The following is a 23,440-nucleotide window of genomic DNA, read 5'->3' as shown; positions in this document are numbered from 1 at the left end:
GTTCGCGTCACTTCTTCCAGGAGATCGTCCCGACACCGTTCTTGTAATTGACGGTGGTCCCGAACGGAGCGCTGACTTCCGAGAGGTCCTTGAAGATCTGCTCGGCCTCGGCCGCCGGCGACGGATACGGTTGACCACGCTTGCTGCGTGGCTGACCGAAACCCATCGACACCGGATGCAAACGCACCTCCTGCAGCGTGCGGTCGTTGTCGTAGACCACTTGCGCGACCACCGACTGCCAGTACTTGCGATCCGCCGGGAAGCCGACCGTGTCGTTCTTGGAACGTTTGCTGAAGTAGTCGCTGGGCAACGAGTCGTTGCTCAGTCCGGTCTTCTCGTAATTGTCGGCCGGCTGCAGCTCGACCAGATCGTTCTCGAAAATGAAATTGGCGAGCGAATAGAAGATCGGCTTGCCCTTGTACACCTCGATGCCGCGCAGGATGTGAGGTCCGTGGCCCACGACCATGTCGGCGCCGGCATCGATCATCGCGTGCGCGAACTCGACGACGAACTCGGCGGGCATCCACTGGTCCTTCGGATTCGCCGCCTCGTGCGCATGGATGCTCACGACCACCCAGTCCGCCTGCTGATCCGCGTCGCGCACGCTCGCCTGCAGCTCGGCCAGATCGGTCTTGTTCGCCTTCGAGCTGATCTTGATCTCATCGCCGACCACATATTCGGCGCCGCCGAAGACCAGCTTGTCGCCGCCGCCCTCGCCCATGTTCGACCGCTGCGGGCCGCGCAGAGTCATGAGCGTGTCGTAGGCGGCCTGCGGCACGGTGTAGGTCACTGTGTGACGCAACGGGTTCAAGCCCGGTCGCCCAGGCATGTCCTTGCGCTGCGCGCCGGCGACGATCGGCGCGGGAAAGCTCGAAGACGTCGAGATCAGCGCCACCCGGCCCTTGGGCGTGTCCAGAAAGCCCGGCTTGCGGGCCAGCGCCAGATTCTCGCCGACGCCGGCATACACGAAGTTGGTTTTCGCCAGGGCGGCAACGGTGCTGCGCATGCCGTCGACGCCATAGTCGTTGACGTGATTGTTCGCCAGACCGAGCAGATCGAAGCCCGCCCACGCCAGCTCATCGGTGATGAAGCGCGGCGAGCCCATGTAGGTACCGCCGCTCTGCTGCGCGCCCGGGATGGTGAAGTCGTGAATCAACGTTTCGAAGTTGGTGAACGCGACGTCGGCCTGCCGGATCACGCCGAACATGTCGTCGACGCCCGGCGCACGGAACGTCGACAAGCGTCGATTGATGATCGCATCGCCGGTCAGCGCGAACACGGTTTTGGTTTCCTGGCCGGCGGCCGATTCCCACCCCTTGGCCGGACGCGACGGCGACGCCGCGTCCGCCGCTTGAGCGGCCAGCAACCCCAGCACCACAGCCTTGGCAATTCGAGTCGTGTGTTTCATTTAGAAGTTCTTCGTGAGTCTCAAGGTCCAGACGCGTCCCATGGCGACGCTGTTGTAGACGGCCGCGTCGTAACCGGCGGGATCCGTGGTCAACGGCGCATCTTCATTGGTGAGATTCTTCACACCGACGCGCACGTTCAGATCGCTGAGCCAGCTCTCGCCCGCGGGCTGGAATGTGTAGGCGCCGAACGCGTTGAACGTGACCGAGTCCTCGACACGCCAGAAGTACACGCCGTCGATCGGATAGACGTAGCTCGGCCGTCCCAACGATTCGTAAGTGGCCGCGTTGATGCTGGCGCCGGTGTCGGCGTACGCGCCGATGTAGTACGCGCTCAGACCTGCCGACCAGACGTCGTCTTTCGACCAGAACAGGTTGAGCGCCCCTCGCCACTTGGTGGCGCCGCTCTTACCCAAGCGCGTTTCGACCGCCGCGTTCGGTCCCGCCTGCCGTTCGTACTTGCTCAGATAAGTCGCATCCGCCGTCACGCCCAGCCGACCCCACGACAGGTTCGGCGAGTTGTAAGTGACGTTGAAGTCATAGCCCTCGATCGTGGCCGACGCCAGGTTCGAGTACGGCGTGTATGTGATTTCGAGAACACCGACCGGCGCGACCCACTGAGATTGCGGACGGCTGGCGTTGTATGTGTCGAACAGCGCGCGCTCCTCGGGCGTGATGGTCGCCGAACGCTTGATCAGCGGATCGCCGGCATAAGCGCCCTCGATGCCGCTGCCGAGATCGATCTGATCGTAAGGAATGCCACGAGCCAACGCGGCCTGGGTCGCAGCCAGCAACATGGCGGCATCGTTGTTGCGAATCTCCTCCGCGTTCGGACTGGCGATCAGGTTTTCCTGATCGATCTTCCAATAGTCGACCGAGACGCGCAGGCCTTCGACGAACGGTACGTCGAGCACGAAGCCGAGCGTACGGCCCTCGGAGGTTTCCGGCACCAGGTCCGGGTTGCCTTCGATACCGGTCTGGCGCTGGAACTGACCGTCGACCGGCAGGTTCGTGACCGGACCGCGATAAGGATCGAAGCTCGAGCCCACGGTGAAGCGCGTGGGATAGTTCATCACGCTCAGGTTCGGCGCGCGGAAGCCTTCGTTGTACGAGGCGCGAATCATCAACGGCTCGAACGGCCGCCAGTCGAGCGTGAACTTGGGATTGGTCGTGGAGCCGAAATCGCTGTATTCCTCGTAGCGAATCGACGCGCCGAACTGCAGACGCTGCGACCCCGGCAGCGCATTGGCCGAACCGAAGATCGGCACCACCGTTTCGGCGAACGCCGCGACCACCGTGCGATCGCCGATCACATCGCCTGCCGCCGAGGCCTGCACGAAGTCGTTATTGGTCGGATTGAGGCCGAGATTGTTGGCTCCGTTGACGCCGGCGAACTGCGGACGCACCAGCTCGTAATCGTCCCAGCGATGCTCGGCACCCACCGCGATGGCGATCGGGCCGGCGCCCAGATCCCACAGCTCACCGTTCACCCGCGCATCGATGCTGCCGAGAATGTTCCGACCTTCCTGATGGAACTTCTGGACGAACGCCGACGTGACCGATTGCGGATTCGTGTACGGCGTGGTCGCGACCACCGCGCCGTTCTGAACAGCGAAGTTATAACCAAACGGATTGTAGGCACTGCTGTCGGTACGCAGCGCCTGTGCCAGCAATGCGCTTTCGCGCACGGCATTCAGCGAGTCGTCTTTGGTCTGAGCCCGCGAGTACACCGCACCGGTTTCCCACGTCCAGCCAGGGACGATGTCACCTCGCAGCCCGGCGGTTGCCGTGATCGACGTCGTCTCGATGTCGATGGTCTCGGCGCCGATGTCGGTAAAACGTTTGGAAAGGATGGTGACGGATTGCGGCGTTCCCGTCAGACGTGCGGTACCGTCCGCGTTCGGCGCACCCGTCGGGCTATAGAACCGCGAGCCGTACGGGTTGTAGGGATTGTCGGCCGACACGACCAATGGCGCATCGGAGTTGATGCCGTAGGCCACCGGCGGCCGGACCATGGTCGAATTGGCACGATACAACGCCAGGTGACCGAACGCGGTCAGCTTGTCGTTGATCTTGAAATCGAGCGCGTTGAACCAGTTGAAACGCTCGGTTTCCGGGACCGAATAACCGTCGGCGTTCACGTCGTAGTAGTAGCCCAGCTCGGCACCGGTACGATTGGGCGCCGTGTTCTTGACACCGACGACGCCGCCTTCCATTGGAGTGAGGTAACGGGTCGCGGTGTTCGAGCCGATACGGAATGACGGAAAGGCGCTGGAGGCGTTGCGATCGAAGAATGGACCGTTGGAAGCGTCGAAGCCCGGCGGCGCAACGGCACGCTTGTCGGAGTCGCCGGCATTCGGCAGATCCGACGTCTTCAGCTCCTCGCGCGTCAGGTAGTCGAACGTGGAGATCCAGTGCAAGCGTTCGTCGAATGCATAGTTGCCGTGAGTGAACGTGACGCCGATGTCCGAGCCCGAGCCGATCTCGGTGATGCCCGTCTGCACCTGCATCTCGTTGCCGACGTAACTGCTGTCGGTGACGAAGTTGATGACGCCGGCGACGGCGTCGGAGCCGTACACGGCCGAGGCACCGTCGCGCAGGATATCGACGCGCTCGAGACCCCGCGTCGGCAGCGTGTTCACGTTGACCGACATCTGCGGCACGCCGTCTTCCTGGGAAGAGATGCCATGCGCAGCGACTCTGCGGCCGTTCAACAGCACCAGCGTGTTGCCCGAGCCCAGGCCGCGCAGATTCACCGAAGCGATGTCGCCTCGGGCATTGACGCCGCCTTGATTGGAATCGTTGATCGGAACGTTGACGACCGCCGGCATGGCGGTCAGCAGGTCGACGGGCGTCGCCGCGTCGCGCAGCTCCATCGCTTCCTGACTGACAACGGTGACCGGCAGCGCTGCGTCGTCGGTGCGCTTGATGCTGCTGCCCGTGACCGTGATTTCTTCGAGCGGCGGCGCATCCGTGGTGGCGGCTGCGTCCTGCGCACGAACGGCTTGTGCATGACTGAGTGCGGCGATGACGGCCAGCGCAATCAGGTTTCTGGAGGATAAAGGCTCAGTAGCTCTCAACACGGCGTTGCTCCCCAAGTTTTTGTGTTAGCCCCCGTGCTCAAGCTAACCAAGGTCATTGGGGAGTGGGATGAAAAGGCGCGGCCTGTCTATAACCTCACGTTATTCTGCGGTCAGGATTGCCTCATGGTGAGGCGGGTCGCGAGGGGACGCGACCTATTTGAGTGCTCAGGCTGCAGCAGCCCACGCCGGCGGCGGGGCCCGGAACGTCACAGGCTGGCGGCTGACAGGATGTTTGAATGTGATTTCCGAGGCATGCAGACACAACGGCGGCGCGTCGACGCTGAGGGTTTGCACGTCGCCCAACTCGCTGCCCGCCAGGTAAGCAGGATCGCCGCACACCGGCCAACCAAGGTACGCGGCATGAATTCGAATCTGGTTGGTACGCCCGGTGCGAGGACGCGCTTCGAGCAGCGCCGTGCCATCGGAGAGTCGGCGCAGGACCCGAAAGTCGGTGTGCGCCGGCAACCCGGCCTCCAGATCGACGCTGCGTGAGCCGAGCTTGCCCGGTTCGTTACTGATGGGCGCCTTGCAAGCGAACTCGTCGGCGCCAGGATGTCCGTTGACCCGCACCAGATACACCTTCTCCACCTGCAGCTGTGCAAACTGATCCTGCACGCGGGCGGCAAAATGCCCCGTGCGCGTGAACACCTGCACGCCCGTGGTATTGGCATCGAGCCGATGCGCCGGGCGCAGCTTCTGCGGTGAGTACACGTCGTATAGCAACCACTGCAGAGTGTTTCGATAGAAACGTCCGCCGGAATGGATGGGCAGCGGCGCCGGCTTGTTCACGACGACCAGCGCCTCGTCCTCGTAAAGGATGCGGACATCCATATTCACATCGGGCTCGATGACCGCGGGCAGGCGATGCAGATAACGCTCGCCCGACTTCACCCGATGAGTCGCGGCAACCGGCTGGCGATCCGCGGTGAGAATCAATCCGTCGGCACATTTGCGTTCCCAGACTTCCATGGCAATGTGCCGGACCACGCGAAACAACGTTTCGACGATGGTCGAACCATCGCAGTCCACGGGCACGTTCACCGGTTTGAAGTGATCGTACGGCTGGCTGCCCGGCAATGGATGCGCGAGCTGCCGGATGAGCTCATGGCGCCGCTCGATGCTCGCCTGCATCTGCTCGGCCGGCGTCTTGAAACAATACGGGCACGACTTGCCCCATATATAGTGCGGATGCTCCTGCTCCGCCGGCGTCAGCGGCGACTGGCATTGAAAGCATTGCGTCGAACCGGTCTCGTGCAGCTTCGGATCGAGCCCGACGCGCTGATCGAATACGAAACATTCGCCGTCGTAGTGCTCGGCGCCGACCTCTTCGAAATATTTCAGGATGCCGCCGTCGAGCTGCAGGATGTGCTTGAACCCCACCTGCTCCATGTAGGGCCCGGCCTTCTCACAGCGGATGCCGCCGGTGCAGAACATCACGATGGTCTGCTCTTTCATCGCCTCGGGCAGCTTCGCCACGGCCGCTGGGAAATCGCGGAAGTGATCGACACCGATAGGCAACGCATTCTTGAACGTACCGAGCTTGACCTCGTAGTCGTTGCGCGTATCGAGCAGCGTGATCGGACGCCCCTCGTCCAGCCATTGCTTCAATTGACTCGCGGCCAGCTTCGGCGAGGTGCGACGCGACGGATCGATGCCGGGCACGCCGAAAGCAATGATCTCTTTCTTGATCCGCACCAGCATGCGACGAAACGGCTGATGCTCGGTATGGCTGATCTTCGGCTGCAGATCCGCCAGCCCCGGCCAGCTGCGCAGCTCGGCCAGCAAGCGTTCGATCTGCGGCCCGCCCCCCGCGACGAACAGGTTGATGCCTTCGGGACTGAGCAGGATGCTGCCTTTGAGCTCCGCCTCCGCGCACAAGTCCTGAAGCCGCGTGCGCAGCGGCTTCAGGTCGGGAAGAGGTAGGAATTTGTAGGCGGCGATATTGACGACGGGGTTCATGGAACCGCGCATCTTAGCCGATCAGAACGCCCCCCGCACGGTCAGCATGAAGCTGCGAGGCGCGCCGTACCAGTTGCCGCCGTTAATAACGCGATTTGTTTGTTAGTTTTTTTGGCGGGAGGGGCGGAGGCCGGTCGGCCTCCGCCCGGGTGAGATCAAACGCGGACGAAGTGATCCCAGTAGCTGTACTCGGTCTGGGTCCGGGTGCGCTTCCAGCCTTCGTAGGTCTGACGGGTCAGGTAACCGTCGTGGAACGTCTGGCCGACATAAGAGCTGAACATCTGAGTGTAGCCGCTCCACGAGCCGGTGCTCACGAACGAACTGCGCAATTGCCAGTCGGCGCCGCCGGACAGCTCGGTCATCGACTTGCGATCCAGCGCCTGGGAGAGGTTGAGATCGGCGAGGTTCAAAGTGGTCATGTCAGTATCTCCGTCGAGTGTGTGAGAGGTTGCTATCAAGCGCGGTGCGTTGGCGCTTGATCGAGGAATAGCAGGCGCCGTGCCAGGGCCCTGCGGGCGGCACCCAGGATTTCTCTAAGCCACTGGAGTGACTGGGAAAATAACTTGCGCGCGAAGAGCGCCGCCGCGCCAAGGGGCAGCCGCAGGGGCGACGATCGTTGGACCGCAACCAACTACACCAGCGCCATCGAAGGGGCCCACACCAACATCCGTAACAGCCATCAAGTATCGTCTGCGCCCATTGCATCGACGAGGCGCACGAACATTTCCGACGCGGCCACCAACACCCGAACTGAAGGACTCGATGAGCGCGAGCCGGAGCTACGCGCATTCAACGCTGCGCTTCAAGCCCGTGCGCCGCGTGCATGGGCGACGCCCGCCCTGGTCGTCGTGAATGTGCTCGTGTTTATCGCCTGCATCGTTGCAGGCGCCGGCAGCTGGGCGCTCGATCCGCAGGCTCTCACTCGATGGGGTTCGAACGCGGGCATGCTGGTGATGGGCGGCGAATGGCATCGACTGTTCACCGCGATGTTCCTGCATGGCGACCTGCTCCATCTGTCGTTGAACCTGTGGGCACTGTGGAGCATCGGCAGACTGGTCGAGCGCCTCTATGGGACGTGGGCGTTTATTTTCATCTACATCGTCTCGGGCGTGGTCGCGGGATTGGCGAGCATCGCCTGGAATCCTCATCAGAACAGCGTCGGCGCTTCCGGCGCGATCTTCGCCCTGCTCGGCGCGCTCATAGTTTTCATGTCGCGCGCCTCGACCCGTGTTCCGAAGAGGGTTGTTCGCACGCATGGTCTCACCGCGCTGGCCTTCATTCTGTACAGCGGCGTAATCGGCATGCTCAGCGACAAGATCGACAACGCCGCGCACCTCGGAGGACTGATCTGCGGCGGTCTGCTCGGCTGGTCATTGGCGCGGCCGTTGGATGAGTCGACTCGCTTGTCGTTTGGTAAAGCAAGCGCTGCTGGAATAACTGCCTTGCTCGTGCTGGGTTTGGGCGTGGCACAGCTGCACGCGTTGAGTTCGAATCAATCAGCCGTACAACGTTACTGGGCGAATCATCCCTGGCTGCTGACAGGCCAGAACGAAGCCCTGCGAATCGACGCCGACATGCAAGCTCGCGCGGCCGCGGGCAAGATCGGCGAAGCTGAGTTCCTCGGCATCATGGAACAGAAGCTGCTGCCGTTCTGGAAAGAAGCCGAGACCCGGCTGGCTGCCGAGCCCCCGGTCCAAGACGAACAGCAGCAGAAATTCGCGGCGGCGATGACCGAGTACGTCAAGCTGCGACACGACGCGATTCGCACTGGCTACGAAGGCGTCAAGAATCGCGATAAAGAACGGTTGCTCGCCAGTCGGCGCTTCGCCCAGCGAGCCGACTTCGCATTGAGCAACATCACGCGACTGGAGATGCGCGCGGAGGCCGACCGGATTCGTTCCTGGTCGCGGGCCCAGCCCGTAAGACAGCTGCGATATGCGCTCGCGGGCTTGCGCCGGAGGTGCGAGCAATCGCAGACGCTCACGGCCTCCGCCGATGGGCATCGCGAATCGAACGCCGGTTTGCCGGGAAAGAGTGCCGGTGGCTGTGCCGCTCAACGCGCCTTCAACACCGGTGATTACGCAGCTCTCGATGCCATGTTACATCCCGCGCAGGCAAGTGCCGACGACTCGCAGTTCGCCGGCATCGTGACCGGCATGCAGGCCCTCTTCAACCAACGACAGTCGCTGGAAAACTCTTTATCACAACTTGCGGAGTGGCGCCGCCAACGTCCCGACTCGGACGGGCCCGACCTGATCGAGGCCATCCTGTTGCGGAGTTGGGCGTGGGCGGCGCGCGCTGACGGGCTGATTTTCCAACAGCGTATCGCCCTGGCACAGGCAGCTTTGAAGGATGCCTATCGCGCAGAGCAGTCGAGCCCCGTGTGGCATCAGCTGAGACAACTGATCGACCAGGATCGCGCGCAAGCGACGGCTGTTACTTCGCACTCCCCGCGTCGAAGTTCCACCGGAATGACAGCGTCACCGACTGATCTTCCAGATCGCCCTCGAAGCTCTTGAGCCCATACTGCTCGGTGCCGACGTCGGTGCGTCCGTTGCTGTCCATGTCCCACTTGCGGTCGGGCGCATAGAAGTAACGATAGCTCACATCCGCCTGCAAGCGATCCGTCAGGCGAATCGCGAGCCAATCGAGAAGCTGGCGCTGTCGCGCTACTTCGTGGTGCTGACGCCGCGACCCAACGAGCCGGCGAGCACGACGACCGCCGCACCCAGCGCCCCGGCGACGTAAGTCCACCAGTGGGGAATGCCGGCGATCACCGGCTGCAACACCACGTCGTGCAACAGCATGCCGCCCGCGATCCAGCCCAGCAGCCCGGCACCGATCGTGATCACCCAAGGGAAGCGGTCCATGAGTTTCAGCACCAGCTTGCTGCCCCAGACGATGATGGGCACGCTGATGGCGATACCGAAAGCGACCAGGCCGATGTCGCCCTTGGCCGCCGCGGCGACCGCGATGACGTTGTCGATGCTCATCACCGCGTCAGCCACCACGATGGTGCGGATTGCGCCGAACAGATGGTCGGCGGCGTGAACGTCATGATCGTCGCCTCCCTCCTCTCGCAGCAGCTTGATACCGATCCATAACAGCAGCAGCGCGCCGACAATCTTCACGTACGGCAGCGCCAGCAGCTTCAGGGCGAAAAAGATCAGGACGATGCGCAGGGCGATGGCGCCGAACACGCCCCAGAAAATGCCCTTGTTGCGCAGGCGCTCGGGCAATCCCCGACAGGCCAGCGCGATCACCACCGCGTTGTCGCCACCCAGCAGGATGTCGATGAGGATGATCTGCAGGACGGAGACCAGCAGGCCACCTTCGAGTGTCAGTTCGTGCATCCGGGGCTGAAGGACCAGGGCAATGGAGGGCGCGCAGGATAGCGCACCCGCCTGATCCACTTCACCCCTGCAAAAGACGGATGCCCTAGAAATTCAGCAGCGAATTGAACACCAGCTTGAATGTGCCATGGGTCTGATCCCGGTGCTGCGGCCGGAAACCGAGCAGGACCACCCGGCCCTCGCCATATTTCACGGTCATGACGGCGGCCTTGTTGGCGATGACCCCTTCGCCCAGCAGCCAGCCGCTCTGCAGGATGTCCCGGTCCAGATAAGTGGCGGGGATCTTCACGTCCTCGCCCTTGTCGTTGACCGCGACCTCGTAGACCTCGCCGCCCATCAGCAGCGCCAGCCCCTGCGCCGGCATGCCGTAGGCGATCGGATCGTGGCGGTCGAAGCGGACCCGCAGCGTCGAGCCGGGCGACCAGAATTCCTTGGCCGGCAGGTTGGCGATCACGTTGCGCACCGGCAGTTTGAACTTGCCGACCGGCAGCTCGCCGGAGCGGCCGAACGTCACGAGCGTGCCGCCCTTCTTCACGAACTCCTGCAGCGCCTTGGTGCCCACCTTGCCGAAGCCGCTGCGAAACTCAGGCGGCCGGGTCAGATCCTCGTCGCCATCCGCGAGCTTTTCATCGTTGCCCTCGCCGAGCAGGGTCTGCGCCTTGTCGGAGGGCAGGATGATCACGTCGAAGCTGCGGTTGAGATCGCCCTTCTTCAGTCGCGCGTCCATCAACGTTGCATAGGGCACGTCGAACTGCTCGAACATCAGCCGCGTCCAGCCCTCGTCGGCATTGCCGCCATCGTAGCGCTGAAACAAACCAACGCGCGGCTTACGCACGGCGTAGGTCCCCGAGGGCGCCTGCTTTAGCGCGACGAAATCGACGCCGGTCCGTTTCGCGACCTCGAGCAGTTGCGCCTGGCTCGCGCCGGTCACGACGAAATCGCCCGGCGTGAAACCCGGTGCGTCGGCGATGCGCTGAACCTTGACGCCCTGCCCCAGCAACAGGAAGGCAGCGCGGAAACTGTCGTTGAGCTTCGTGCTCAGGACATAGCCATGGCCGGCGTCCGCATCGACGTTCCCTTGGGGAGTCAGCGGTGTCGTCAACGTCGTCGCCTCGACCGCCACCGGCACGCCGACCGGATCGGCGCGCACGCCCATGAACTCGTTGAACGTGTCCGTCGACATGTCGTACGGCGTGATCGGGTTGTTCTGGGTGTCGCGCGTGAATGCGTTATCCGGATAGAACGTGCGGCCGAGCATCCATCGCACCAGCCCCTGCTTGGGTTGCGCCATCGACACGACGAACGAGCCGGCCCCGTAAGCGCGACCGTCCACGACGAACGACGCCTTCGCCTGTTGCACCTCGACGCCCGAGCGCACGAACATGTTGACCAGTTTCTGCACCGTCAGCGGATCGTGCTGGGCGGCTTCGATCACATAAGCCTTCACCTCCGCGTTCGCGCCCCGCTCCACCTGACGGACGCCCTTCAAGTACATGTCCCACAACAGCGTCTCGCGATCGCGTGCCGCCAGATCGACGATCGACCAGGCCACGATCTTCTGCTGTTCGACGATGTCCCGCACCCGCCACCAGCCGCCGGGCCACACGCTCGGCATCGCGACCTGCGATTGGTACGTCGGCATGTTCCGATCGCCGCCGCGCAACTGATCGGGATGCATATAGATAGGAGTGGCCAGCCGCGCGCCCGCCGACTCGGCCAGCATGCCGGCGATGTTGTGAAATGGCGTGATCCAGTGGAAGCCCATGTGGCCCCAGCCGGAATACACGGCCGAGCCGATCACGCCGGTCTTGCCGGCCGCTTCCAGCCTGGTGCCCATGTGACCGCCGAACCAGGTCATCTCCCGCCATACCAGCGGATCGGCATCCGGCCGGATCGGCTCAGCATACGGCGGGATGACCAGACGCGCGCCATTCACGCCCTGCTGGTGATGATCCATGTAGGCCTGCGGCACCCAGTCGCGATACATCAGCTTGCCGAGGTGTTGCGACTCGACCAGGTTCAATGCGAAGCCATCGCGGTTGTTGTCGTGACCGGCGTAGAGCTGATACAGCGAGGGCGGGCGCGCGCCTTCGTACTTGGTGCCGACGTACTTCGAATACCAGTCGGCCAGCATCTGAGTGCCGTCCGGATTGATGGACGGCAGGACGATGTTGATGACGTTGTCGCGAATCCTCGCTGCTTCGGCGTCCTCGCGAGCGATGCTGTCGTAAACGAATTCGGCCGCCGTCTGGGTCGATGCGACTTCGGTGGAATGCAGCCCGAACGTCTGAATGATCACGGACCGCGCCTGCTCGACGACCTGACGGGCCTGCGCCTCCGGCAAGCCGCGTGGATCGGCCAACCGCGCATTGAGCTCGCGCAGTTGCTCGAGCCTCGCCAGGTTCTGGGGCGAGGAAATGAAGATCGCCACGAACTGGCGCCCTTCGCTGCTCTTGCCGAGCTCGACCATCTGCATGCGGTCGGACGCCGCATCGAGCTTCCGGTAGTACGCGTACAGCTGTTCCCATCCCGCCAGCTTGCGATCCGCGCCCATCCGGTAGCCGAAGAACTGCTCCGGGGTCGGCAGCGACTGCTGTTGAGCGAAGCCAGCCTGGGCCGTGGCCACCAATAACAGGCCGGCGATGAGTCGAAGGGATCGGGTCACGCTCAAGGGATCAACCTGCAGTGGCGCCGCCCGCACTGGCGGCGCGCATAGGCGACCAAATTTTCCGACCGCCGACTTAACCTTCAGGCCGGGCTTCTTTGCATACGGGCCGGAGTCGATCGGGGCGCCAGGGAGAACGGACGTTCGATGGTGAAGAACAGCATGGCGGAGGGCACCAGGGTCAGCGCCAGCATCGGCAACAGCAGGATCCAATGCAGCACCGACTGCTCGCCCGTCGGCGGCAACACCCGGGACAGCAGCATGAATCCGCCTTTGAGCACCAGGCCGTGCAACAGGTAGTACGAGTAACTCATGTTCCCGAGCCACCGCAGCGGGGTCCACGAGAATGCTACCGGCAGCCAGCCCTGCGACGCGCGCAGGCAAGCGAGGCCGAACACGAAGAAGCCCACGAACATCACCGCGACCTTGATCGACTTGCCGAGCGGTTCCGCCAGGGGCCAGAGCGAGAAGAACAGCCCGACCAGCAATGCGTGCGCGCCGAGGCCGCCGCCGATCCTCAGCTCACTGTTGTTGATGGCCTCATACAACGCGATGCCGGAGATGAACATGATCAGACGGACCGGACCGCCATTCAGCGCGGTATAGATCGAGAACGCCACCGCGATCGACAGGAAGAACGTCACCCGCCAGGTGACAGAACGATCCCGCAGCTTGAACAGCGCGATCAGCAGCGGCAACGCCAGGTAAGAGAACATTTCATAACTCAACGACCACGCCACCGTGATCATCGGTTGGATCGGCCACAGGTCCGGCAGCAGCAGATAGTTGGCGATCAGGAACCACGCCGCCCCATCGTCCGGGATCTTGCTCTCGGAGGGCAGCAGGATCGACAGGGCGAGATACATCACGAAGACGGCCGTGAACGCCGGATAGATCCTGCGCAGGCGGCGCGCGAAGTATTTCGGGAACGATTGCTGGCCTTTCAGCAGCGAGCCGTAAATGAGATAGCCGCTGAGCAGGAAGAACAGATCGACCCCGTTGGAACCGACCGTCTCGATGGCATGAGCCAACGCGAGCAGCGATGCGTCCTGCGCGATCCAGGGCGCCAGCAGCGATTCGTAATGAACCAGAAACACCAACAGCACCGCGAAGCCACGCAGGCCTTCCATGGGCCTGATGGTATGTCCGTTGCCATCGCGCTCGAACTCGAAACGTTCTCTAAGCCAGTCGAACAAAGCCCCGGACCCCGCTCCCCCGTGCAATCTTGAATTTTTTATAGGGTAGGGATTTGTACAGATGCGCTTCGTGCACCGCAACTATTTTTGTTTCAACTGTAACGGCGTTCGACAATGAAGCGTATGTGACAGCTGTATGACGCGCGTCGGCCCACAACCCGAACCGGTTCTGGATTTCTTTTTTAGTGGCTTGCCTTGGACGACGTCGTTGGGTCATCGTTGACTCATCACGACGGCGAACCGATGGCCTCCGTTTCCAACACCGCCCCCAGCACGCGCGAGCGGCTCGATGAAATCGTGCGACGCTACTACGCGCCGCTGCTGAGCTTCTTTCGCAAGCGAACCCGCAATTCGCCCGAGGTGCCGGATCTGGTCCAGCAGGTCTTTCTGCGGCTCGCGCAGCGCCCGGACGCGCACACCGTCGATAACCCCGATGCTTACATATTCCAGACCGCGTCCAATGCGTTGAAGGATCACTATCGCCGGATGTCGGTTCGCGAGCGGCACATCGAGGCCATCGATGGCGCGGACCAGGCAACCGAACAGGTTCCCTCCGAGCTGTCCCCCGAGCGCGTAGCCCTGGGGCGCGAGGCGATCGCAAGATTGTCGAGCGCGTTGCGCGAGCTGCCGGAGCGGACGCGGGATGTTTTCATACTCCGTTGCGTCGAGGGATTGAAACATGCAGAGGTGGCTGGCTTGCTCGGTGTCTCGGTACGTGCCGTGGAGAAACATTCGGCGAAAGCGCTCGCGCACCTGAATAGTGCGTTGACTGACGAAGGAGTGTCGTCCCGTGAGTGACCACGATCTCATCGAGCGCGCGGCCCGGTGGCTGGATGAAACATCACGGTCCGCTTCGGCCGAGAAGCAAGCGGCACTCGAGCGCTGGCTCGATGAATCCGAAGCGCACCGCCAGGCCTATGAGCAAGTGAAAAAGACCTGGGCGCTGGCTCAGCAAAGCGCTCAGGACTCACAGATGCTGTCCCTTCGTCATGAGACCGCCCTGCGAATCACGCGACGCTCGGCGCGAACGACTCGACAAGGTTGGCTGGCCGCCGCAGCGGCCTGTCTGGTGATCGGCGCCGCCGTGCTGCTCGGCCAGATGCCGCAGCTCTCTTCTCAGACCGATGCATTGCTCGCCTCGTTGGGCGTTGCTCGCGACGGCACTTATGCGACCGGCGTCGGCGAACGATTGGTGATCAATCTCAAGGACGGCTCGCAGGTCACACTCAATACCGACTCCTCGGTGGAAGTCGCCTTCTCCCCTACCGAGCGTGGCCTGCGTTTGTTACGCGGACAGGCGTTGTTCGAAGTGGCCAAAGATCCCGCGCGTCCCTTCGTAGTCACCGCCAATGATCGGCGTCTGGTTGCCGTCGGAACGGCCTTCGACGTCCGTCTCGATGGCGCGCGCATGCAAGTGACGATGGTAGAGGGCACGGTCCGCGTGGAACGCGTCGCCTCCAACCGCACAAGCGACTCGACACCACCGGCTACAAACATGCCCGCGCGGATCGCAACGATCACCGCCGGCGAACAACTCACCGTCGACGACGTACAGCTCGATCGGATCCGCACCGCCGACCCCGAACGCACCACCAGCTGGCAGCACGGACAACTCCTGTTCGACGACACACGTCTCGCCGACGCCATTGCCGAGATGAATCGTTACAGCGACCGCCGGCTCGAGCTCCGCGACGCGTCGCTCGCCGACCTGCGCATCAGTGGTGCGTTCTCCACCAGCCGGCCCGCAGTGTTCGTCGAAGCCCTCACGATGTATTTCCCGATCACAGTGGACCACGCCGATGAGCAGACGCTCACCCTGATCGGGCGTGCTTCCTCTGCCACACCATAATCTTCGCTCGCGTTCGGCTTCTGTCAGCACGCGCGTCCTACTTCCCATAACGCGTCCGATCCAGAGACGCCATGGGGAGTTCGTCGCAATGCTCAAGCTGAGATCGAAGACATTGGCCGCCGTGGTCGCCGCGATGCTGGCCGGTACGGTGCACGCCGAAGAAGCCGCGTCACGCGCGTTCAACATCAACGCCCAGTCGCTTAACGCCGCGCTGAGTGAATTCGCACGGCAGAGTCAGCAGGAAATCCTGTTCACGCCCGAGATCGTCGCGAAGAAATATTCCAGCGGCGTACGCGGCACGCTCAATCCCATCGAAGCGCTCGCCGTCCTGCTCAAGGATACCGGCCTCACCTTCGCCACCACGCCGCAAGGCGCGATCCTGCTGCAGCTCGAGAAGACCACCCACTCGGCAAAGGCATCGCTCATTCGTGTCGCGCAGGCGGACGCCGGCGACGATGCGGCCGAGACCGAACGGACCGCGCCCGGCGCGGATCCTTCCAGCATCACGGAGGGAACATTTCGCGTCCCCGAAGTGCTCGTGACCGGCGCGCGACTGCTCAACACCGACATTCGTCGCTCGCAAGACGACCCGCAGCCGTATGTGATTTTCGAGCGGGCCGTCATCGAACAATCGGGCGCGGTCGACATCAACGACTTTCTGAAAACGCGCCTCACCATGAGCGCCACTGGCGGCACCAGCGCGCAGACCACCAACGTCGCGGGCGCAGTCAGCGGCGTGAACCTGCGCGGCCTGGGCGAAAATCAAACATTGATTCTCATCGACGGCCGTCGCGCGGCCAAGACCTCCTCCGGATTCTCGCCGGGTCAGCCCGACCTCAATGGCATTCCACTCGCGGCCATCGAGCGCATCGAAGTGCTGCCGACCACCGCCTCCGCGATCTATGGCGGCGCGGCCACCGGCGGCGTGGTGAACGTCGTGCTTCGGCGCGACTACTCGGGTCTCGAAGTCAGCGCGACCTACGACAACAGTTTCGACAGTGACTCCTCCAGCCGTCGCATCGACGTCGCCAGCGGCTTCAACTTCTTCGAAGGCCGCACCAACGTACTGCTGTCCGGCAGCTACAGCGAGAGCAATCCGCTGGAACTGCACGACCGCGATTTCATTCAACGCGGTCGTCAGCGAATCTCCGCGAACAACCCCAACTGGCAACGCACGCTGACATTTCCTGTCTCCGGCGCAGCCGCCAACGTGCTGAGCTCGAACGGCCAGAACCTGGTGCTCGACGATGGCACCCCCTTGAATGCGAGATTCACCAGCGCGCCGCTCGGCTATGCCGGCGTTGCCTCCGACGGCGGTCACGCGCTGGTCGCCAACGCCGGTCAGTACAACCTGGATCTGAGCAATGCCGCGAACTTCAACGCCGGCAATGGCAGCTTCGGCCCCACCCCGAGCGTGAAGGCCATCAGCGGCACGATTCGTCACGAATTCACCCAGCGCCTGCATGGATTTTTCGAAGCCTCGCATTCCGAGAACACCAGTCGAGGTCCTGGCTCCGCCGCCTATTACGGCACGCTCGCCGCCGATGCGCCGACCAATCCCTTCCAGCAACCCATCACGGTGGTCGGCGCCACCGGCCAGTTCAACACCACCGATATGATGGAGAGCAAATACGACCGCCTTGGCGCCGGCCTGATCGTGCAACTGCCGGCGCAATGGACGATGTCCGCCGACTACACCTTTACCCGCGCCGAATTGAGCTATCAAACCGGTCTCTGGGTCAACGCGCGCGTCAATGCCGCGCTGGCCGATGGCAGTCTCGATCTGCTACGCGACGCCGATGCTTCCGGCGATGACTTGAGCGGCTACATCGAGGGTCCGCAAACGGTCGGCATTCCCGTCACCTCGACCACTCGCAACCCGGCGCTGCGGGTGAGCGGTCCGATCGGATTCGGCTTCAAGGCCGGCGCGCCGCAACTCTCCTTCCTGCTCGAACAGCAGGACGTGAAATACGGCAGCGGCGATCAGCTGGTCAGAAACAGAACCATCGGCGCGCACTTCCCGGAGCGCACGCAGAAGATCGACAGCGCCTACATGGAAGTGCGCGTGCCGCTGCTGTCGGCAAACAACGGCCTGGCTTGGGCACGATCGCTGGAATTGCAGCTCGCGGCACGCTGGGATCGATATCGCAGCCGGAACGCCAACTATGTGAGTTACAACCCGCCGGCGGCTCCCGGACCGGCGATCTATATCACCAACGACGCCGACGACGTGAATCCGCTGGTGGCATTGCATTTCCAGCCGATCGAATCATTGGCGCTGCGTGCCAGCTGGGGCACGGGCTTCATTCCGCCGGAGATCAATCAGCTCACCGCTCCCCGACAGTCGATCGCCAATGGCTCATACATCGATCCACGACGCGGCTACACCGGCTCGCCCGGGCCGTGGACCGCGATCTCTGGCGGCAATCCCAATCTGCAACCCGAATCTTCCATCAGCTGGTCGGCGGGCTTGATCTGGACGCCGCGCGCGCTCGAAGGGCTGCGCGTTTCGCTCGACTACACCAGCATCGAGAAGGAAGACAACATCGCCACGTTGAGCGATCAGCAGATCATCGACAACGAAGCCTATTTTCCTGGCCGTGTAACGCGCGGCCCGAACCTGCCGACCGACCCCGCCGGCTGGGCCGGACCGATTACCGTGATCGATTCGACGACCATCAACTCGGCGTGGGCCAAGCTCGAAGCCTTCGATCTGCAGATGAGCTACGACCTGCCGCGCACCCGCTTCGGTCAGTTCGGCATGTTTGCATTCGCGACTTACCAACCGACCTACGACACTCGGCTCGCACAGGCGCTGCCGGTTTCGGAGCTCGCCGGTGTGGCGGCGTTCTCCCTGTCGATTCCGGTCAAGTTCAAAGGAAATTTCGGCCTCACCTGGGGCGCCGGCAATTGGAACGCCGGCTGGACCTCGCGCTACATCGGCTCGTACTACGTCGCCAACCCCGCCGCCGCCAGCAGCGCCGTCGTGTTCGTCAATCAAGGCGATGGCGGACGCGTCGACCGTCAGATCTATCACGATGTGTTCGCGAAATATCGCTTCGACGAAGCGGCCCACGCGGGCCTCGTGAGCCAGCTGCTCGGCGGCCTGGAAATCCAGGCCGGCGTGCGCAACCTGTTCAACAGCAAACCGCCGTACGACACGGTCAACGGCTATCAGTTCTACAGCTGGCTCGGCGATCCCCGCCTCGCCACCTACTACCTCACCGTCAAGCAAAGCTTCTAGGAGTCGATCATGCGCAACTTCGCGTTGGCAGCGGTACTGCTGCCAGTGCTGGCCTCGGCCGCCCAGAATCCGGACCCGGGCTTCAGTTATGAGCTCGCCTTCGATCCCATCGAGGTCCTGTATTACGACACTTTCGGCCTGACTCGCGACGATCGGCGTCTGACCTATACGGTGCAACGCAAGCCCGCGAGCCTGCCGGGTGAACAGGAATTCGATCCACGCAAGACGCCTGGGTATTTCCTCGGCGCGAGCATCCAGCTGGCCGAGCGTCAGGATCGCACCGGCCGGATGACGGCTCGACCGCTGTGCAATCTTTCCGGCAGCAGCTGGAGCGCCGCCTGGTCGCACGATGAAAGCAAGATCGCGTTCTATTCGGACGCGGGCGGCCGGCCCGGCCTGTGGCTGTTCGACGGCACTGCCTGCAAGGAGATAGGAAACATTCTGACCGGTGGCGTGCTCAGTGGGCTGCCCTACTGGTCGGCGGACGATCGCAAGTTGTATCTCACCTCGCCGGAAGACAAGCCGGCGACGGCGTCCGCCCTGACCAAAGCCAAGCCCGTGGTCACGGACACGCCCGCCATCACTGTGTTCAACACCGGCGGCGAAGGCGAGCCTCAGCAGGCCAACGCCCCGATCTCCTGGGCACGCGTCAAATATTCCATTCTCGAAGTCGACGTTGCCACCGGCAACGCCCGCACACTGGTGCCCGCCGACGCCGACCCCACGCCTCTGGCGCTGCAAGTGTCGGCTTCGGGTCGATGGTTGACTTATTTCTCCCAATCGATTCAAAAAGACTCGGCAGCCGGCTTCAGCAAGAGCCTGGTCGCGGTGTCGTTGGCGGACGGCACGCGCAAGGTTCTCGCGCCCGAACTGCGAGAACTGTGGCCCACCAACGGACGCGCCCACTACACCTGGCATCCGAGCGCGGATCGCCTGGTCTACTGGCATGACGGTGGCATTTATCTGGTGGACTTGTCGGGCACGACCCCGAGCGAGCCGCGGCGTCTCGCCCCCGAGCTCGGTCGCCTGGAATCGTCGGTTTATTCTTTCACGCGCGATGGCCGGCTGATCGTCGGCGTGGATCCCATTCATGCGGAAAAGAGCGACCGGCCCGACGCGACACCCGCCGGCCTCGCCGTGGTACCTCTCGATGGCGGCACACCGCTGCGACACAAGCTCTCGCCGACGGCCGAGTTCGTCTCGTTGCTGCTCGCGGACCAGCGCACCGCGTGGCAACCGGAGGCATGCTGTATCACCTATCAGCAACGCGACAAAGCCAGCGGGCAACGTCAGGTCGTGCGCGCCGACATCGTCACCGGTCGACAGGAAATCCTGTGGCAAGGCCATGCCGACTTCGGCAACAACTTCGTCGCCACCCACGATCACAAGTCGTGGCTCAGTGTGTATGAGGATCTGCAGACTGCCGAAAACGTCTCGGTGTTCTCAGCAAAGTTCGCACGCGAGCGGGCGATCGACATCGATCCGCGCATGGATGGCGTCCAGGTCGGCAAGGCGGAAACGTTCCAGACCATCATGCCGGGAGCGCTCGGCGCCATGGAAACCGTACGCAGCACCATCCTGCTGCCGCCCGGCGCAAAACGCGGCGATCGCTTGCCGGCCATCGTGATGATCTATCCCGGCGGCGATCTGTCGAATCGGATCGAGTCGTTCGGCGGCGGCGCCGGCAACACCATTCCGAGCCTCATCTACACCAGCCGGGGCTTTGCCGTGCTGATGGCGAACGTCAAACTCGGCGCCGAGAAAGCGCAGAACGATGTTTCCAAACAGATGGTCGACTCGCTGCTGCCGCAGGTCTATCGCGCCAGCGAGCTCGGTTACATCGATATCGAACGCGTGGCACTGAGCGGCCAGTCCTATGGCGGTTATGGCACGGCCTTGATCGCCAGCCAGACCAACCTGTTTCGTGCCGCCATTCCCGTGAACGGCGTCTTCGACATCGCCGGCAGTTACGGCCGCATCGACAACAACAGCAGCTCCATCAACGTCACCTGGTCGGAGCACAGCCAGGGCCGCATGGGCGTGCATCCGTGGGCGGGACTCACCCGCTACATCGAAAACTCGCCCTACTATCGCGCCGATCGAATCTTCACTCCCCTGCTGATCTTGAGCGGTGAAGGCGATCAACGCGTGCCGAGCGAAGAGTCGCGGCGAATGTTTACTGCGCTTCGTCGACTGGACAAGCCGGTACAGCTCGCGCTTTATGCCGACCAAGGGCACGTCATTTCGGAGTGGACCCGCGCGAGTGCCGTCGATGCCGCCCGGCGCAGCGTCGAGTTTCTACGCAAACATTTGCGAGTTCAACGCGATGCGCAGTGAGCCGCCATGCGCTCGTCCACGAGCCGCAGCGCGTAATCTTGATCGAGTTGGGAGAGATGCCCTGAGGCACGCATCTGCTCAGCCGTAGCGAGCACTTGGCGATAGTCGATGCAGGCCAGTCGTGTCTGGCCTGCATCGGCTCGCACGTCGGCAAGCATCGCGAGCGCGATCATGTAGTCGCGTGCCGCGCTCCAATTGTCAGCGGAGCCTGCCCAGATCTGTTGCCGAGTGGCAACCGATCGCTCCAGCACCGCGGTAGCCTCGGCAAATCGATGCAGCGTGGCCAATGACTGCGCGTGGGCATTCGCGATGATGCTCTGACCGCGAGCGAGCTCACGATCATCGGGTTCGAGCATCACGAGCTGTTCGTAGAGTGCATAGCCTCGCGCAAGAATGGGCTCCGCCTCCGGTCCCCGGCTCAATTCGAGCAACGTCGATCCGAGTTGCCACGCCGACATGGCGAACGCCCGATTCACAACCATATCTCGCGGCATCGCCGCCGCGACCTTCTCCAGCAGAACATGCTCGTCGCGATAGACACGTTCGGCAGCAACCGCATCCCCCGCGTAATAAAGACTCTCGGCGAGAATGTTGAACAGGCGCACCCCCTGCAGAATGATCGCGCGGTTCTCCAATGTGGGCTCCGGCGTGGCCGGCATGCCTTCGAGTGCCAGTCGCGCGATGCTCTGCGCTTCCGCGTACTTTCCCTGCCACTGCAACGTCGCAGACTCTTCAACCGCAATATCCCGACGTAGCGCATCGAGCTGCGGATCGCGACTCAGCGCCGGATCCAGCGCGGCGAGCAGCGCCTTGCTCGCGTCCACTGAACGTTGAGCTGCGGCGAAATCCTGATCGATGTACGCCGCGATCTTGGCGCGTGCCAGCTCGACGCGACCCAGCACCAGCGCTCGACTGACCGCGTGCTCACGGTCCGAAGGCAGTGCGAGTGCCAGCTCCGATGCCTTGTCGAGATTGGCACGTGCCTGCGGCAATTGATGCAGGCTCGCCCTGCCCGGCTCGGCCTGAACCTGCGCGAGACGACGCAAGCCCTCGATGACCTCCAGTCGCACCGCCAGCGGCGCAGTGGGATCGTGAGCGAGCCGGTTCAGATAACTCTGACCTGCCTCCGCGATATCACGTCGCAGAGTCAGCGCACGCGGTACGCCCTCCAGCCGCTCGTAAATATCGAACAGCACATAGTGCGAGAGCTGCCGCGCATCCGTGAAGCGCTGGTCGGCACGATCTCGCGCCTGTTCCGCACGTTCATACAAAACAACCAGTGCCACCGCGGCCACCAACAATGCCACCGTACCGATCGTCGCGGTCGTCGCGGCCAGTCGATGTCGGGACAGCAACTTTTTGAACGTGTAGTACCAGCCGCCCCCGTAGGCGACGACCGGTCGATGATTGAGCCAACGTCCCAGGTCCGCGCCGAGCGCTTCCACTGATGAGTATCGTTCGTCGGAGTTCTCGTGCCGGGCACGCTGCGCGATCGAACGCAGATCCGCTGGAACACGCGGCCACAATCCCAGCAACTCTTCGAGCAACACACCGAGCGAGTACACATCGTCCGCGGTCGTCGGCGCGTCGCCGAGACGACGGGCCGGACTCGAATATTCGTAAGTGAGCGCGAATGTCGCCGGCGTCGATTCAGTGCCGGCATTCACGACGCGTGCGACGCCAAAGTCCAGCAGCTTTACGCTGCCGTCGTCGGTCACGATGATGTTGCTCGGCTTGATATCGGCGTGCACGACCAGCCGCGAATGCGCGTAGCGAAGTGCCGTGCAGATCTGCATGAACAGCCGCATCGTATCCGCGACGCCGAGCTTCTCTTCCTTGACGTATTGAGTGATGGCGCGCCCCGCGACCAGCTCCATCACGAAGTAGGAATGTCCGTCCTCGGTGACGCCGCCATCGAACAGCTGAGCGATATTCCGGTGTTGTAAACGCGCCAGAATCTGCCGCTCGCGGGCGAACTGCTCGCCCGCCGCCTGCGACGACAGAGAGCGTCGGGTGAGTTTGATGGCGACGGTTTGCTCGAACACGCCGTCGTCGCGTTCGGCCGCGAACACGCGTCCCATGCCGCCGCGCCCCAGCAGCGTCCCGATTCGATAACGGCCGATGCGCACGGGCGGCGGATCGTCGAACTCCGCGGCCGCCATCGGCAACACCGTGGGCAGGTGATGATTGACGGTCTCCGTCGCACGCAACAGCTCGATTGAATCGCGCAGTAGCGATCCATCGTCGGCGGTCTTCTCTTGAAGAAATGCTTCGCGCTGCGCCGCTGGCAGATCGAGCGCGGCTTCAACGAGCTCGAGAATGGTGCGTTCGCGGACCAGATCCATCGG

At 63.1% G+C, this 23,440-nt stretch carries 13 protein-coding genes and 1 pseudogene; 5 read left to right on the top strand and 9 right to left on the bottom strand.

Annotated features, from left to right (window positions below):
• Positions 1-7 precede the first annotated feature (7 nt).
• The 5 genes and pseudogenes from EKO19_RS24820 to EKO19_RS24805 form a co-directional block, all read right to left on the bottom strand.
• Complete coding sequence (locus EKO19_RS24820) at positions 8-1,408, bottom strand: CapA family protein (RefSeq protein WP_129779599.1); 1,401 nt, start codon at positions 1,406-1,408, stop codon at positions 8-10.
• Positions 1,409-4,489, bottom strand: coding sequence for a TonB-dependent receptor domain-containing protein (locus EKO19_RS24815; RefSeq protein ID WP_129779597.1), 3,081 nt, complete (start codon positions 4,487-4,489; stop codon positions 1,409-1,411). It abuts the gene before it with no gap.
• A gap of 165 nt (positions 4,490-4,654) precedes the next feature.
• Positions 4,655-5,320: an RluA family pseudouridine synthase gene (locus tag EKO19_RS40175; protein ID WP_456107272.1), complete on the bottom strand. Its 666-nt coding sequence runs from the start codon at positions 5,318-5,320 to the stop codon at positions 4,655-4,657.
• A 303-nt stretch (positions 5,321-5,623) separates the two neighbouring features.
• Positions 5,624-6,448: pseudogene (locus EKO19_RS40170) on the bottom strand (sulfurtransferase); the annotation flags it as partial.
• 155 nt (positions 6,449-6,603) lie between these two features.
• Positions 6,604-6,867 (bottom strand): hypothetical protein, encoded by a 264-nt coding sequence (locus EKO19_RS24805; RefSeq protein ID WP_129779593.1) that lies wholly within the window; start codon positions 6,865-6,867, stop codon positions 6,604-6,606.
• 144 nt (positions 6,868-7,011) lie between these two features.
• Here EKO19_RS24805 and EKO19_RS24800 point away from each other — a divergent pair, with 144 nt between their 5' ends.
• Entirely contained in the window at positions 7,012-8,967 is a 1,956-nt protein-coding gene (locus tag EKO19_RS24800) for a rhomboid family intramembrane serine protease (RefSeq protein WP_129779591.1), read from the top strand.
• A gap of 150 nt (positions 8,968-9,117) precedes the next feature.
• Here EKO19_RS24800 and EKO19_RS24795 read toward each other — a convergent pair whose 3' ends face one another.
• The 3 genes from EKO19_RS24795 to EKO19_RS24785 form a co-directional block, all read right to left on the bottom strand.
• Positions 9,118-9,801, bottom strand: coding sequence for a TerC family protein (locus EKO19_RS24795; RefSeq protein WP_129779589.1), 684 nt, complete (start codon positions 9,799-9,801; stop codon positions 9,118-9,120).
• An 85-nt stretch (positions 9,802-9,886) separates the two neighbouring features.
• Positions 9,887-12,466, bottom strand: coding sequence for a M14 family metallopeptidase (locus EKO19_RS24790; protein ID WP_217705560.1), 2,580 nt, complete (start codon positions 12,464-12,466; stop codon positions 9,887-9,889).
• A gap of 83 nt (positions 12,467-12,549) precedes the next feature.
• Positions 12,550-13,662: an acyltransferase family protein gene (locus EKO19_RS24785; protein WP_217705559.1), complete on the bottom strand. Its 1,113-nt coding sequence runs from the start codon at positions 13,660-13,662 to the stop codon at positions 12,550-12,552.
• 243 nt (positions 13,663-13,905) lie between these two features.
• Here EKO19_RS24785 and EKO19_RS24780 point away from each other — a divergent pair, with 243 nt between their 5' ends.
• The 4 genes from EKO19_RS24780 to EKO19_RS24765 all read left to right on the top strand — a co-directional run bounded on the left by EKO19_RS24780 (position 13,906) and on the right by EKO19_RS24765 (position 21,092).
• Positions 13,906-14,460 carry an RNA polymerase sigma factor gene (locus EKO19_RS24780; protein WP_129779585.1) on the top strand — a complete coding sequence of 185 codons (555 nt, stop codon included), beginning with the start codon at positions 13,906-13,908 and terminating at the stop codon, positions 14,458-14,460.
• On the top strand, positions 14,453-15,511 hold the full coding sequence (locus EKO19_RS24775; protein ID WP_129779583.1) for a FecR family protein: 1,059 nt from the start codon (positions 14,453-14,455) through the stop codon (positions 15,509-15,511). Before EKO19_RS24780 ends, EKO19_RS24775 begins: the two co-directional genes overlap by 8 nt.
• Before the next feature lie 88 nt (positions 15,512-15,599).
• Positions 15,600-18,755, top strand: coding sequence for a TonB-dependent receptor (locus tag EKO19_RS24770; RefSeq protein WP_129779581.1), 3,156 nt, complete (start codon positions 15,600-15,602; stop codon positions 18,753-18,755).
• 9 nt (positions 18,756-18,764) lie between these two features.
• Positions 18,765-21,092 (top strand): S9 family peptidase, encoded by a 2,328-nt coding sequence (locus tag EKO19_RS24765; RefSeq protein ID WP_129779579.1) that lies wholly within the window; start codon positions 18,765-18,767, stop codon positions 21,090-21,092.
• On the opposite strand, the gene EKO19_RS24760 is transcribed toward EKO19_RS24765, so the two are convergent.
• A complete protein-coding gene (locus tag EKO19_RS24760) occupies positions 21,074-23,437 on the bottom strand; it encodes a serine/threonine-protein kinase (protein WP_129779577.1) in 2,364 nt (787 codons plus the stop codon). The genes EKO19_RS24765 and EKO19_RS24760 overlap by 19 nt on opposite strands.
• Between the last annotated feature and the right edge of the window lie 3 nt (positions 23,438-23,440).

Source organism: Peristeroidobacter soli (assembly GCF_004138485.1).
Lineage (GTDB): Bacteria > Pseudomonadota > Gammaproteobacteria > Steroidobacterales > Steroidobacteraceae > Steroidobacter > Steroidobacter soli.
This window is presented reverse-complemented; position numbering and strand designations above follow the sequence as displayed.